Origin of the sequence: Streptococcus sp. k-402 (genome assembly GCF_013277515.1) — a bacterium.
Lineage (GTDB): Bacteria > Bacillota > Bacilli > Lactobacillales > Streptococcaceae > Streptococcus.
Genome location: NZ_VMNB01000001.1, coordinates 49,814 through 62,896, shown reverse-complemented (window position 1 = coordinate 62,896; position 13,083 = coordinate 49,814). Strand labels below are relative to the sequence as shown.

11 protein-coding genes and 1 pseudogene are annotated in these 13,083 nt (G+C 40.3%); 1 reads left to right on the top strand and 11 read right to left on the bottom strand.

Features of this window, described 5'->3' with window-relative positions:
- From HT724_RS00315 to HT724_RS00275, 9 genes and pseudogenes are all read right to left on the bottom strand, one after another.
- A pseudogene (locus tag HT724_RS00315) lies at positions 1 to 1,196 on the bottom strand (hypothetical protein); the annotation flags it as partial.
- A gap of 621 nt (positions 1,197 to 1,817) precedes the next feature.
- Entirely contained in the window at positions 1,818 to 3,005 is a 1,188-nt protein-coding gene (locus HT724_RS00310; protein ID WP_173234187.1) for a CAP domain-containing protein, read from the bottom strand.
- Positions 3,006 to 3,134: 129 nt separating this feature from the next.
- Positions 3,135 to 4,172, bottom strand: a complete 1,038-nt coding sequence (locus HT724_RS00305) for an aldose epimerase family protein (protein WP_173276545.1) — start codon at positions 4,170 to 4,172, stop codon at positions 3,135 to 3,137.
- 115 nt (positions 4,173 to 4,287) lie between these two features.
- The gene (locus HT724_RS00300) at positions 4,288 to 5,454 is read right to left on the bottom strand and encodes an SIS domain-containing protein (protein ID WP_173276546.1); all 1,167 of its coding nucleotides are present in this window, start codon (positions 5,452 to 5,454) and stop codon (positions 4,288 to 4,290) included.
- A gap of 360 nt (positions 5,455 to 5,814) precedes the next feature.
- Positions 5,815 to 6,219, bottom strand: a complete 405-nt coding sequence (locus HT724_RS00295; RefSeq protein WP_173276547.1) for a PTS sugar transporter subunit IIA — start codon at positions 6,217 to 6,219, stop codon at positions 5,815 to 5,817.
- A gap of 6 nt (positions 6,220 to 6,225) precedes the next feature.
- Positions 6,226 to 7,041, bottom strand: a complete 816-nt coding sequence (locus HT724_RS00290; protein WP_050235419.1) for a PTS system mannose/fructose/sorbose family transporter subunit IID — start codon at positions 7,039 to 7,041, stop codon at positions 6,226 to 6,228.
- The gene (locus HT724_RS00285) at positions 7,028 to 7,933 is read right to left on the bottom strand and encodes a PTS mannose/fructose/sorbose/N-acetylgalactosamine transporter subunit IIC (protein ID WP_023940581.1); all 906 of its coding nucleotides are present in this window, start codon (positions 7,931 to 7,933) and stop codon (positions 7,028 to 7,030) included. Before HT724_RS00285 ends, HT724_RS00290 begins: the two co-directional genes overlap by 14 nt.
- A gap of 26 nt (positions 7,934 to 7,959) precedes the next feature.
- The gene (locus HT724_RS00280; RefSeq protein WP_000156967.1) at positions 7,960 to 8,436 is read right to left on the bottom strand and encodes a PTS system mannose/fructose/N-acetylgalactosamine-transporter subunit IIB; all 477 of its coding nucleotides are present in this window, start codon (positions 8,434 to 8,436) and stop codon (positions 7,960 to 7,962) included.
- Positions 8,433 to 10,220, bottom strand: coding sequence for a beta-galactosidase (locus tag HT724_RS00275; RefSeq protein ID WP_173276548.1), 1,788 nt, complete (start codon positions 10,218 to 10,220; stop codon positions 8,433 to 8,435). Before HT724_RS00275 ends, HT724_RS00280 begins: the two co-directional genes overlap by 4 nt.
- A gap of 347 nt (positions 10,221 to 10,567) precedes the next feature.
- On the opposite strand from HT724_RS00275, the gene HT724_RS00270 reads away from it, so the two are divergent.
- Positions 10,568 to 11,284: a GntR family transcriptional regulator gene (locus HT724_RS00270; protein WP_049512623.1), complete on the top strand. Its 717-nt coding sequence runs from the start codon at positions 10,568 to 10,570 to the stop codon at positions 11,282 to 11,284.
- Between the two features lie 200 nt (positions 11,285 to 11,484).
- Here HT724_RS00270 and purB read toward each other — a convergent pair whose 3' ends face one another.
- Positions 11,485 to 12,780, bottom strand: a complete 1,296-nt coding sequence (purB, locus tag HT724_RS00265) for an adenylosuccinate lyase (RefSeq protein WP_173276549.1) — start codon at positions 12,778 to 12,780, stop codon at positions 11,485 to 11,487.
- 63 nt (positions 12,781 to 12,843) lie between these two features.
- Positions 12,844 to 13,071: a hypothetical protein gene (locus HT724_RS00260; protein ID WP_050262648.1), complete on the bottom strand. Its 228-nt coding sequence runs from the start codon at positions 13,069 to 13,071 to the stop codon at positions 12,844 to 12,846.
- Between the last annotated feature and the right edge of the window lie 12 nt (positions 13,072 to 13,083).

Below are 13,083 nucleotides of genomic sequence, written 5' to 3'. Positions count from 1 at the left end.
TTTTCCGCTGGTTTTTCTTTAGCTTTATCTTCTTCTGCAGCTTTCTTATTTAATTCATCGATAAATTTTTCAGCTTGTTTTGCAGTTAAGCCTTTTTTGAAGCCTTCTACAATTTGTTTTCTTGTTTCATCTGATGCTGCTTTTAATGCTGCAATTGTATCAGCTTTTGCTTTTGCTTCTTCTGGACTATTAGTTTCAGCTTTTTCTAATTCTGCGATTGCTGCTTTCAATGCTGCATCATAGTTTGCTAAAAATTCTTCCTGAGCCGCTTTCTCTTTTTCTGCTGACTTTTTATTTGCATCATCGATTGCTTTTTCAGCGTCTTCTGCAGTTAAGCCTTGTTTGAAACCTTCTACGATTTTAGCTTTTGTTTTATCTGCTTCTGCTTTTAATTTTGCAATCGTATCTTGAATTTGTTCTTCTATTTCAGGATTATTTTTTGCATCTTCTTCTAATTTTGCAATCGTATCCTTTAATGCCTTGTCAAAATTAGCTAAAAATTCTTTTTGAGCAGCTGCTTCTTCCTTAGCTTCTTGTTCCTCTGCTACTTCCTCTTCTTTAGCTTTTGCTTCTATTTCTTCTTCAGCATCTTCTGCAGTTAGACCTTTTTTGAAGCGTTCTTCATAGTCAGCTTTCTGAGCTTTAGTTCGTTTTTTAAATTCATCAATAAACCCTTGAATTTGGTTTTGTAATTCTGGATCTTCTTTTGCATTGTCTAAATATTCTTTTAATTCTTTAACTGTAGCTTCTGCAGCTTTATCAAAATTAGATAAGAATTCTTTTTGAGCAGCTGCTTCTTCCTTAGCTTCTTTTTCTTCTGCAACTTCCTCTTCTTTAGCTTTTTCTTCTACTTCTTCTTCAGCCTTTTCTACAGTTAGACCTTCTTTGAAGCGTTTTTCATAGTCAGCCTTCTGAGCTTCAGTTCGTTTTTTAAATTCATCAATAAACCCTTGAATTTGTTTTTCTAATTCTGGATCTCCTTTTGCATTCTCTAAATATTCTTCTAATTCTTTAACTATAGCTTCTGCAGCTTTATCAAAATTAGATAAGAATTCTCGTTGCTTCTCTGATAAAGATTGTTCGACAGCTTGTGGAGCGTCTTCTGCTCTTACAACAGTAGGCTGAGACGCAACAAAACCAGCCCCTAAGATAGCGACGCTGGCTAGACTTGTTAAAATCATTTTTTTCTTATTCATCATTTACCTCTTTTCTGATAATCATTTTCAGACTATGCCTATATTAAGTATACCCCCCCCACAAATCTTTGTCAAGTGTTTTATATTAAATTTTTGTTACATTTTTGTTCGGGACTTTATTTGTTTTATCAAAGTTTTTATGAAAATTGTTTTGAAAACTTTCGTATTTCTTTACATTTTCTTTCCTAGAGTTTCTCTTTTATTCTGGTGTGTATTTGCTTCTCACACTGCTTTTCTATTGCAGATGAGACTCAATGAAAATCAAAGAGCAAACTAGGAAGCGAGTCGTAGGTTGCTCAAAACACTGTTTTGAGGTTGCAGATAGAACTGGCGAAGTCAGTAACATATACCTACACCAAGGCGAAGCTGACGTGGTTTGAAGAGATTTTCGAAGAGTATAAAGCTCACATTCCAGAAATAAACAGATACCAAAAGCAAATGTTCAAACTTGATTTTTGAATTAGGAATACTCCAGCGATGACTCGTCCTTATTTTCAGTGAATAGCAACTGACTCGAGACACTCCAAAAAAGAGGTCAATGTTCGCCATCAACCTCTTTCTTATCGTTCATTCTTGTTGCTAGTGAGACGGATAACTTACCTCTCAGTCGGCATGTTCAGCCTAGCTTACCCATTCACCATTAGCATTTACACGGTAACCATCTGGTGTTGTTGTGTTCACAGCCAAAGCTCCTGAACCATATGCATAGTACCAGTACTTGCCTACTTTAAACCAACCTGTCTTCATGATACCTGATTCATCAAGGTAATACCAGGTACCATTTTCCTTGTACCAGCCTGTTTTCATAGCTCCTGAGCCATCAAAGTAGAACCATCTGCTACCATCTGTTCCCCAGCCTGTAAACATAGCGCCTGAATTGCTCAAATAATACCAGCTACCAGAAACTTTTACAAATCCAGTCTGCATAATACCTAAGTCATTCAAATAGTACCATTTACCATCTGTTTTCACCCAGCCTGTCTTCACATCACCAGACTCATAAAAATACCACTTGCCATTAGACTGCACCCAGCCAGACTGATCAGACGTAGACGCTCTAAAATCTTTCAGTGGTTTTTCTACAACCGTAGCTTTAGTTTTAACTGTTGAAAGGTTTGAGGCAGTCACTTCTGTGTACTGAACAGCAGAACCATATCCACCAGCCAATTCCTCTGAAGAAGCATCATCACCTAGAGTTTGAGCGATTGTAATAGCTTTGTATTGATTGTTAGGATTTTTAAAAGCTGCCATTCCCATGTGTGTAAATTTAGGGTTAATTAGCGACTCATAGTGACCAGATTTCCCGTTGTCTGAACCACTATTTTTTTTCTTCACATAATCTGCTTTTTCAGAACGCCATTGTTCAATAGCTTTTAGAAAACCGTCATGATTCCATGCCAAATTTTCTCCCATCATGCTGTTACCAGTTGGAAAGGCGCTCCAGATTTCTTTATTAGAAAGACGCTCATGTTTCATAGTCACAGATGCTTCTGTAGCTCTAACAAAAGCTGCCTTTTCTAGGTCAGTTGACCATTTGATAGGGACATACTTATCTACCAAACCTTCGTCAGCTGCTTCTTTACGAATAGCATTAATGGCATCCAAAATAGATTGTTGATGAGGAGCTACAAATTCTCCTTTGATTCCAACCAAAACATTGCCACTAGAAGGTTTTAGCACCTCTGAGGTCAATACATTACCATCAGCAGATTGCGTTGCCACCAATCTGTCATTGGCAAAAACATCATTTGTCAAAACTGCTCCTGCCAAGGTCAAAGCCAAGGCACTAGCAAATACAATTTTCTTCATTGTTTACTCCTTATATCTTTTGAATCGTATCTTGATAAATACTTTTTAACACCTAATTATATCATATTTTCCTACTATTTGTCTTTGCTTACCTATTCCTAAATCCCAAAAGTAGGCGCAATGATTCTTTTATTTCACAACAAGCTCATAACGTGTCTTACTTGTAAAGGTTTGACCGGCTTTAAGAATGACTTGGTCTTTGAGGTCGCTATGAATGGCATCTGGTAAAGCTTGCGCTTCAAGGGCAATCCCATTGTGCTGTACCATTGGCTGACCAGCCACAAGTACACTCTCATCCACAAAGTTTGCTGTGTAGACTACAAAACAAGGAGCCTCTGTTTTGAAGAGCAGGAAACGACCTGAGTTTTGGTCATAAAGGAAACCAGCATTGTCATGACCTACAGGGAGAGCAAATGGATGATCTAAACCTGATACCAACTGGATTTGCTCATCTTCTTCTGCAAAGATGTCTTTCAATAAGGCACCATTGTAGATGTGTTTAACCACATCACGATTAGCATCTGGAGTTTTGGCAGGAACACCGTCGGGAGCGATTGGGTAAATCCCCTCTGTATTTAGCTGGAAGACATGGCGGTCAATCGTCTGCGTGAAATCACCAGACAAGTTGAAATAGCTGTGGTTGGTTGGATTAACCAGCGTATCCTGATCTGTTGTTACCTTGTAGCTGATTTCATAGGCACCAGTTTCTTCCAAGTGATAACTGATCCAAATCTTGAGGTTCCCAGGAAATCCTCCTGTCCCATCTGTACGCTCTGTGTAGAGGGTCAAACCATGGTCGCTTACTTCAACTAGTTCAAACAAACTAGAATCCCAACCAGTTGAACCACTGTGGTTACAGTTGCTAGCATTGTTGACTTCAAGGCCATAAGTCTTGCCATTAAGCTCAAAGGTCGCACCTGCAATACGTCCTGCTACAGGACCTACACTAGCTCCATGCTTGGGACTATTGCCTACATAGCTAGCAAAGTCATCAAATCCCAAGATTACATTGGCAAAATTTCCAGCCTTGTCAGGCGTGACATAGCGCAAGATGGTCGCACCATAAGTCATAACCTCAAGTTGGTAGCCACCGTCTGTCTCAAAGCGATAGGCCAAGACATCCTTGCCCTCAATATTTCCAAATACACGCTCTGTGTATGCTTTCATTCTGTTCTCCTTTTACTATTTCTATCAAGCAAACAAACCATAGAAAGCGCCTTGACAATCTATGGTTTGCCTGATAATATACAAATCCTCTTGTCAAGAATTCATAAACACTGTCTTACTTTTGATATTCGTGGATGATAACACCTTGTACCACACGGTTTACTGTACCTGTAGGAGAAGGCGTATCAGGTTTATTTTCTACCTTGAGTGAAGTCAATAGGGCAAAGAGTTGGGCATAAACGATGTAAGGGAAGACACGGTAAATATCATTCAAGACATCGCCACAACCAAGGGCCACTTCTTTGACATTTTCAAGACCAAAGGCTTGATCACTCAAAAGCACAACACGACGAGCAATCTGGTCACCAGCAACTTCACGAACCAAGTCCAAGTCGTACTTACGAGTGTAGTCTGTCCTTGTACCAAAGACCAAGACAACTGTATCTTCGTTGATAAGAGATTTTGGACCGTGACGGAAGCCAACTGGGCTTTCATACATGGTCGCCACTTGGCCAGCTGTCAATTCCAAAATCTTGAGCTGAGCTTCATGAGCAAGTCCAAAGAAAGGACCAGCGCCTAGATAGATGACACGATTAAAGTCGAGGTCAACAAGCTCTTTGACATCTTCTGCATTATCTAAAACTTTACGGGCAAGACTAGATACAACTTCAAAACGTTCAGCTTTCACAGCAAATTCTGTAGGATCAAAGACCAAGAGAGCTGTTAACATCATAGACGTAAAGCTAGAGGTCATGGCAAATCCAGCATCATTAGAGGCAGCTGGTTGCAAAAGCAAGAGATTGCGGTCATCTCCATGAGCTTGAAGAGCCAACTTACCGTCCGCTGCACAAGTAATCGTCACTTGGTAAAGCTCATCCACCAAGGCCTTGGCCAAATCAACAGTCGCCACACTTTCAGGCGAGTTCCCACTACGAGCAAAGGATACAAGTACAGTTGCCACATCTTTTTTCAAATAAGTTTCTGGATTGGCAACAATATCTGTGGTCGCAATGGCATTGAAATTCCATTTGCGTTCGTCATAGACTTCCTTAAAGTAAGGTAGCAAGGTATCTCCCACATAAGCAGAAGTCCCAGCACCCGTCAAAATAACCTTGATATAGTCATGTTTATCAGCAATTCCTTGTAGGAAGGCTGCAATTTCTTCACGTTTTGCTTGATAAGATTCAAAAGCTTCTTTCCATACATCAGGCTGTTGGTAAATTTCACGTGTAGTGATTTCTGCACCCAATTCGAGTAAGTCTTCTTTTGTATAATGTAGCATTGAGTTCCTCTTTTTCTATTAAATATGGGAATGGGAGTAAGCCCCATTCCCATGTATATTCTATATAAGTTATTCTGACGATGTTCACGTTGTCACATGAATTGAATCGAGTTCCAACTAAAATCTTTGGGAAAAAGACCGATTATCGTCGGAGCATCGCTCCATCCTCCTATCGCCTATTTTCCCTATGATTTTCACGTTATCACATCGTATACTCAATGAAAATCAAAGAGCAAACTAGGAAACTAGCCGCAGGCTGCTCAAAACACTGTTTTGAGGTTGTAGATAGAACTGACGAAGTCAGTAACATCTATACGGCAAGGAGACACTAGTATGGTTTAAAGAGATTTTCGAAGAGTATTATTCATCTTCTTCATCATCGAAGCCCGCTAACAGGTCATTAACTTTCACAATGCTTTCTGCAGCACGGCTCTTATAGTCCGCATCTGCGCCTGTAAGGCTCGCATTGATAAATTCAATCACCATTGGAAGATTCATCCCTGCATAAAGTTCGATGTCACGACCTTCCATAATCAAACGGCTTATCACGTTACATGGTGTTCCACCGAGAAGATCCGCAAAGACTAGGAAATCATCCAATCCTTCAATAGCAGCTTCAAATTTTGCAGTAAATTCTTCTGGTCCATCTTCTGGAAGAAGAGCTACTGTGTAAATGTTGTCTTGTGGGCCCATAATCATTTCTGTGCTACCTTTAAGCTCCTCACAGAAGCGACCATGGCTCACCAAAATTAATGATTTGGTCATAAGGAATTACATTCCAAATGCAAAGTGACCAAGGGCAGAAAGACCTACTGCAAGAGCGATAATGATACCGATAGCTTTAGTAGAAGTCATACCTTTCTTACCAAGCAACCAGAAGATAAAGGCAGTAAAGATTGCTGGAAGCAAACGTGGGAAGATTTGGTTCAAGATGTCTTGGAAATCAATCATCTTTTCACCGATTGGCAACTTGTAAGAAATTTCAAAGTTGATCATTGTTGCTACAAGAGCACCCATCATGAAGACACCAAGTACAGATGCAGCGTCAATCAAAGCTGTCAAGGTACTTTGCATGTTGTTGATAAGGTTAACCCCTTCTTTGTAGGCAAATTCCAACTGTTTCCAACGGAAGATGTCATACGCTACTGCAACTGCAATCCAAAGGAAGATACCCCAAGGTTGGCCAGCGATAGCCATAGTTGCTGCGACTGACCCCATGATAGCAGGTACAAGTGAACCAAAGATTGTATCTCCAAGAGGAGCGAATGGCCCCATCAAACCTGTCTTGATACCGTTAACGGCGTCTTTTGAACCCACACCATCTTTTTCTTCCATGGCAAGGTCAAAACCAGCGATAATGGTATGGAAGAATGGTGAAGTATTGAAGAATTGAGTATGAACTTTCATCATTTCTTTCAATTCAGGAGTTCCATCCCCATACATTTTACGCAATTGAGGCAAGATCATATAAAGGTAACCAGAAGCTTGCATACGTTCGTAGTTCCAACCTAATTGGAAAGTAAACAAGCTACGTTTGTTGATTTGATTAAAATCTTCTTTTGTTAGTTTGTAATTAGAATTCGTCATCTTCGATTTCCCCACTTTCTGATGGTGTAGAAGGTGCTGCTACAGCTACTTTTTGGCTATTTTTGAAGTGAAGCACTGCAAGGAAAATACCTACGATAGAAATACCAATCATAGACAAACCTTTGAAGTTGTTCACGAAACCAATCTTTTCAGCAACTTCAGCAGGAAGAGTACCTACGATACCAGCAACAGCGCCACCAAGACCTGTTACATATGAGTAAAGAACAGTCAACATAGCTGTCAAACCAAATCCCATAGCAAGGTAGTGAAGGTTACGTTTAACTGGAAGGTAACGAAGCAAGATTGCAAATCCAAGACCTGGAAGCATACGTCCTGCAAGTGTCAAACCATCTGCAACCCATTGGTATTTTGTAACGAAGTCTACTACGCCTTGTACAAATTCACCACCAAAAGCAAGTGCAAAGAAGACTGGAAGGGCACGAGATAGAGCCCACGGAATCGCACCAAGCAAGTAGTTGCGTTCAATACCTTTATAGTCAAAGCGTTCGATGGCAGCATCCACACGGTGAGCGAAGAAGGTAGTAGTCATACGTCCAAGAACGTCGAAGTAAGTCAAGAGAGCTGCTACTGGTACAGCGATTGTAGTAATTGCAAGCGGTGCATCAATTCCCTGTGAAACAGAGAAGGCTGTCGCAAGAACCGCACCAGAAGTTGCGTCGATACGAGAAGCACCACCGAAGGTACCAACCCCAAGAACGAACAGTTGCAAGTTACCACCGATAAGTAAACCAGTAGTCACATCTCCCATGATTAAACCAGTAATGAAACCAGCAAATACAGGGGAACCTGCAGATGAAACGATCGTCAACTCATCACAGATTTGATAAGCTGAGTACAAAGTGAGAAGTAAAATTTGCCACCATTGTATCATAACAATGACCTCCTAAAAATTTTTTCCTATTTTAATAAGCTCAAAAAGTCTGAAATTGGATCATTTGGAACCATTTGAGCAGTAAGTTTAACACCTTTTTCTGCCAATTTGTGGAAGTCTTCCACATCCTTGTCTACTACGTTGATAGAACGTGTAATAGAACGAGTTTCTGGTGTTTGAGACATATTCCCAACATTAAGGGTTTCAAGTGGTACACCTGCTTCTACCAAACCAAGGAAGCGGTCTGGTTTACGAGCCACGATAAAGAGACGTTGGCTATCGTATTTACCAGCAAGAATATTGGCTGCGGCTTTCTCAACTGGCAATATACTGAGTTTCACACCTGGTGGTGTCGCAAGTTTCAAACCACTCTTTTCAATATCGTTGTTGACAACTTCGTCGTCTACAACCATAATGCGTGAAACATTTAGTTTCCCAGCCCAAAGATTGGCTACTTGTCCATGGATCAAACGTCCATCGATACGGCATCCTACAATTGTCATAAGTTTTCCCCCTTTATGTGTTTTAGTGTAGGTTTACGAGTTAAATGAATCTCTTCTTTATATTGACCTTCTGTTTCAAAGATGATGATACGATTGGCACCTTCCTTGAGATAGCTATGAGGGATATAAAGTGAGAGGGTCGGGCCGACGTTCCAAAAACGTCCTAGATTCTGCCCGTTTACAAAGGCAACTCCCTTACCAAACTCAGATAAGTCTAGGTAAGTATCTTTTGGCTCTTGAACTGTAAAGTCATAAGCGTAAAAGGCTGGTTGTCCTTGAGTCCATCCTTTTGAAAAATCAATTTTCTCAGGATTATCTAGTGGGAGTGGATAGTGTTTCCAGTTTAGTAAGAAGTGCAAATCCTTACAAACCCCTGTCCGAATTCCCTTACGTTGCGTATCCGCTAAGAACTTATGACCATAGTTGACACGCCCCATATTTTCTATCAAGACATCAATCCTAGATAACGCTTTCTTTTCGCCTTGATAAAAAATATCTTCCCCAATCTCTGTCTGATATTGGGTTTTAACCCATTGACCATCGACATACAGCTGAGCCCTATCTCGACCATCAATGATACGAAGTCTTTCTTCTTCTGCATCCCAGTTTGTTTCTGTTCGATAGAGTAGGTAGCCATAGCTTTGTCCCAACTCCTCCATCTTTTGAGGATAGAGACTTTCTATCGGACTTGACAAGCTATCTAAGGTTTCAAACAAGGAAACTTTTTCAACTAGTGGAATAGCATCCAACTCCATACTCTCCTTGTAGAGTGGTTCCAACTGCGGATACTCTGGAAAATGTGTTGCCATCATCTTCTTGACTGCCAGATATTTAGCAGTTGGATTTCCTTCTTCATCAAGAAGGGCATCGTAATCATAAGACGTAACTTGTGGCAGGTCCAAAGTCCCTCGAGCCGAACAACCATTCATGAAACCAAAGTTTGTCCCACCATGAAACATGTATAGATTGATAGAACCTTGCTCCAGAACTTCTCGAACTGCATCTGCCAATTCCTTAGGATCTCGCGTGATAATCGGTTCTTTCCAACGATTAAACCAGCCATCCCAGAACTCCATACACATGAGTGGCCATTTCTTACCATGTTCATCAAAGAATTCCTGCATCTGTGAAAAGTTATATGGAGCTTTAGAACCAAAGTTCCCTGTTACAAAGAGGTCATCTTCGATTAAGGTTCCAGCTTTCAGAGTAGCTCTCCATGGACCATCTGATGTAAAGAGGGGACAGGTTACACCACGCTCTTCCATTAGCTGTCGAATTGCTCTCAGGTAAGCCTTATCTTCTCCATAAGAACCATACTCATTTTCAACCTGCATCATGAGGATATTGCCACCATTGTCCAACAAATGTGGAACCAATCGTGACAAGAGCTGGTCATAGTAGCAACCGACATCCTCAATATAGGCAGGATCTGAGGAACGAATCCTCATGTCTTTGGTTAAGAGCCAAGCTGGTAAACCACCAAATTCCCACTCCGCACAGATAAATGGTGACGGACGTACGATAGCGTAGAGACCCAAATCTTGTGCTGTCTGAAGAAACCGCTCCAAATCCAGAGCTCCTTCAAAGTGAAACTCGCCCTCACGAGGCTCGTGTAAATTCCAAGCAACATAAGTCTCTACCGTATTAAAGCCAAGAGCCTTCAAGTTATAGAGCGAATGATACCAATCTTCTGGAGGAACCCTAAAATAATGAATGGCGCCAGATAAAATCTTAAATGATTTTCCATCGAGATAGAAATCATCTCGTATCTCAAATCGTGTCATAAAACTACCCTCTGACCGCGAAAGTTTACGCTTTCATTTGTTGTTATAGTAATTATAAACCAATCTGTTTGAATTGTCAATAGAAATTGTAGGAATATTTACTGGAATTTTACTATTATACACACGTTCAATTAGTTTCAAACATTTTCAGACCCATTTCAAACGCTCTTTAAATTCGGAATAGAGAACCTAAAATAATTTTGCATAAAATACATTTATAAAATATGAGTAATGCTTATGTACCTTAATTTTTCAAACTATTTTTCTAATTTTTTATTCAAAAGACTACTATTTTTTTCGCTTTTATGGTAAAATTTTCTGTGGAGAAGGAAAATAGAGGTAAAAATATGGCAATTCCCAAATATCAATACATAAAAGACGAATTAAAAAATAAAATCATCTCTGGGCAGTTTAGCAGTGGAGATAAATTTTACACTGAAGCAGAGCTCATTTCAATGTACGATGTCAGTTCTATCACAGTTGTCCGCGCCTTAAACGACCTTGCTAAAGATGGCTATATTGTCCGCCAACAAGGAAAAGGAACCTTCGTTTCACGTGCACGCAAACACAAGCTTGTAGAGTTTTCAGATATTGAACTCTTTAATGCTAAAGATGATAAGGTAACTGTTCTTTCAATTGAACGCGGAAACAAGCTCGTTTACTTGGAAAAATTGGGTCTACGCGGCGATCAATTCTACTACAAGATTGAACGTATCCGCGAATCAAACGGTGTCGTTTATATCTACCATACATCCTACATCCCAGAACAATATATCAACGCAAATTATCCAAACCTTGAATACTATAGTTCCATCTATAACCGTTTCAAGTTAGACTACCACATTCACATGAATGATGAACACTTTGAAGAAATCAATGAAATAGTCTTTCCAACTCCAGAACATGCGGCTTCAGTCCTCGGAGTCGATGAACAATTCCCTACTGTCCTACAAACTAAAATCACCAAACTCGAATCAACTGGTCAAGTTTTAGGATACAGTGAAACTTACAAACGATCTGATTATTACAAGATTAAATTCATCTCATGTGACCGTGATCACTAAGAAGAAAGCCTGAGCCTAATCGCTTGGGCTTTTTCTATGCTTATTATATGACATTAAAAGTATATTTTCTATATGTAAATTAAGATAGATTAAATTTGTTTAAATTTCACTAAAATATTGGGAATCTTTTTATAAAAAAGAAAAATCGAAGTTCTGCTACTCCAGTAAATAGAGTAATAGAACTTCGATTTTTATTCTAATTATCCTAATCCAAGACGTTCAAAAATATCATCTACTCGTTTGGTGTAGTAAAGAGGGTTGAAGATTTCGTCGATTTCTTCTTGTGTGAGGCGAGATGTTACTTCTGGATCTGCTTCAAGAAGTGGTTTGAAGTCCACTTGATTATCCCAAGAATAGGCTGTTTTTGGTTGTACCAAGTCATAAGCCTGCTCACGAGTCATGCCTTTTTCAATCAAGGTCAACATGGCACGTTGGCTGAAGATTAGACCAAAAGTCGAGTTCATGTTGCGAATCATGTTTTCTGGGAAGACTGTCAAGTTCTTGACGATATTTCCAAAACGGTTGAGCATGTAGTCAATCAAAATGGTCGTATCAGGTGTGATGATACGCTCAGCTGATGAGTGGGAAATGTCGCGTTCGTGCCAGAGAGCCACGTTTTCATAAGCTGTAATCATATGACCACGGATAACACGCGCAAGACCTGTCATATTTTCAGAACCGATTGGGTTGCGTTTGTGAGGCATTGCTGAAGATCCTTTTTGCCCTTTAGCAAAAAATTCTTCTACTTCTCGTTGTTCTGATTTTTGCAAACCACGAATCTCAGTCGCCATACGCTCGATAGAAGTCGCGATGCTGGCAAGAACCGCAAAGTACTCAGCGTGAAGGTCACGAGGAAGGACCTGTGTTGAGATTTCTTGGGCACGGATACCCAATTTGTCGCAGACGTATTGCTCAACGAATGGTGGGATGTTGGCAAAGTTACCAACCGCACCAGAGATTTTACCAGCTTCCACACCAGTAGCCGCATGCTCGAAACGCTCGATGTTGCGCTTCATTTCGCTGTACCAAGTCGCCAATTTAAGACCAAAAGTCGTCGGCTCAGCATGCACACCGTGGGTACGCCCCATCATGATGGTGAACTTGTGTTCCTTAGCCTTGTCAGCGATGATGTTGGTAAAGTTTTCAAGGTCACGACGGATGATATCGTTGGCCTGCTTGTAGAGGTAACCGTAGGCCGTATCCACCACGTCGGTAGAAGTCAAACCATAGTGAACCCACTTGCGCTCTTCACCAAGAGTCTCAGAAACCGCACGTGTGAAGGCAACCACATCGTGGCGAGTCTCTTGCTCAATCTCCAAAATACGGTCGATGTCAAAGTCCGCCTTTTCACGAATCAAAGCTACATCTTCCTTAGGGATTTCCCCCAACTCAGCCCATGCCTCATCAGCGAGGATTTCTACCTCAAGCCAAGCACGGTATTTATTTTCTTCACTCCAAATGTTCGCCATCTCCGGGCGAGAGTAACGGTCGATCATATTGTTAATTTTTCCTTTCTTCGTAAGCTGTTAGGAATAAGTTATCTAGGTAAAACAAGATTTCTACTCAAACTCCTCTTTTCCAATAAACACAGATGGATAGTGATCTAATGTATTCAAATCCATATCCAGCGGTAAACTATAGATAGCTAAATAGTTTTCAGGGTATTGTGCAGTTAGTTCTTTATATTTAGCTTGTACCTTATCTTGATCAGCACTAGCATACAAGACTTCCACGACTGCTCCAGTCTTATCCTTTTCAACAAAAGCGTTAACGATAATTTGTATCATAGGAATTAATCA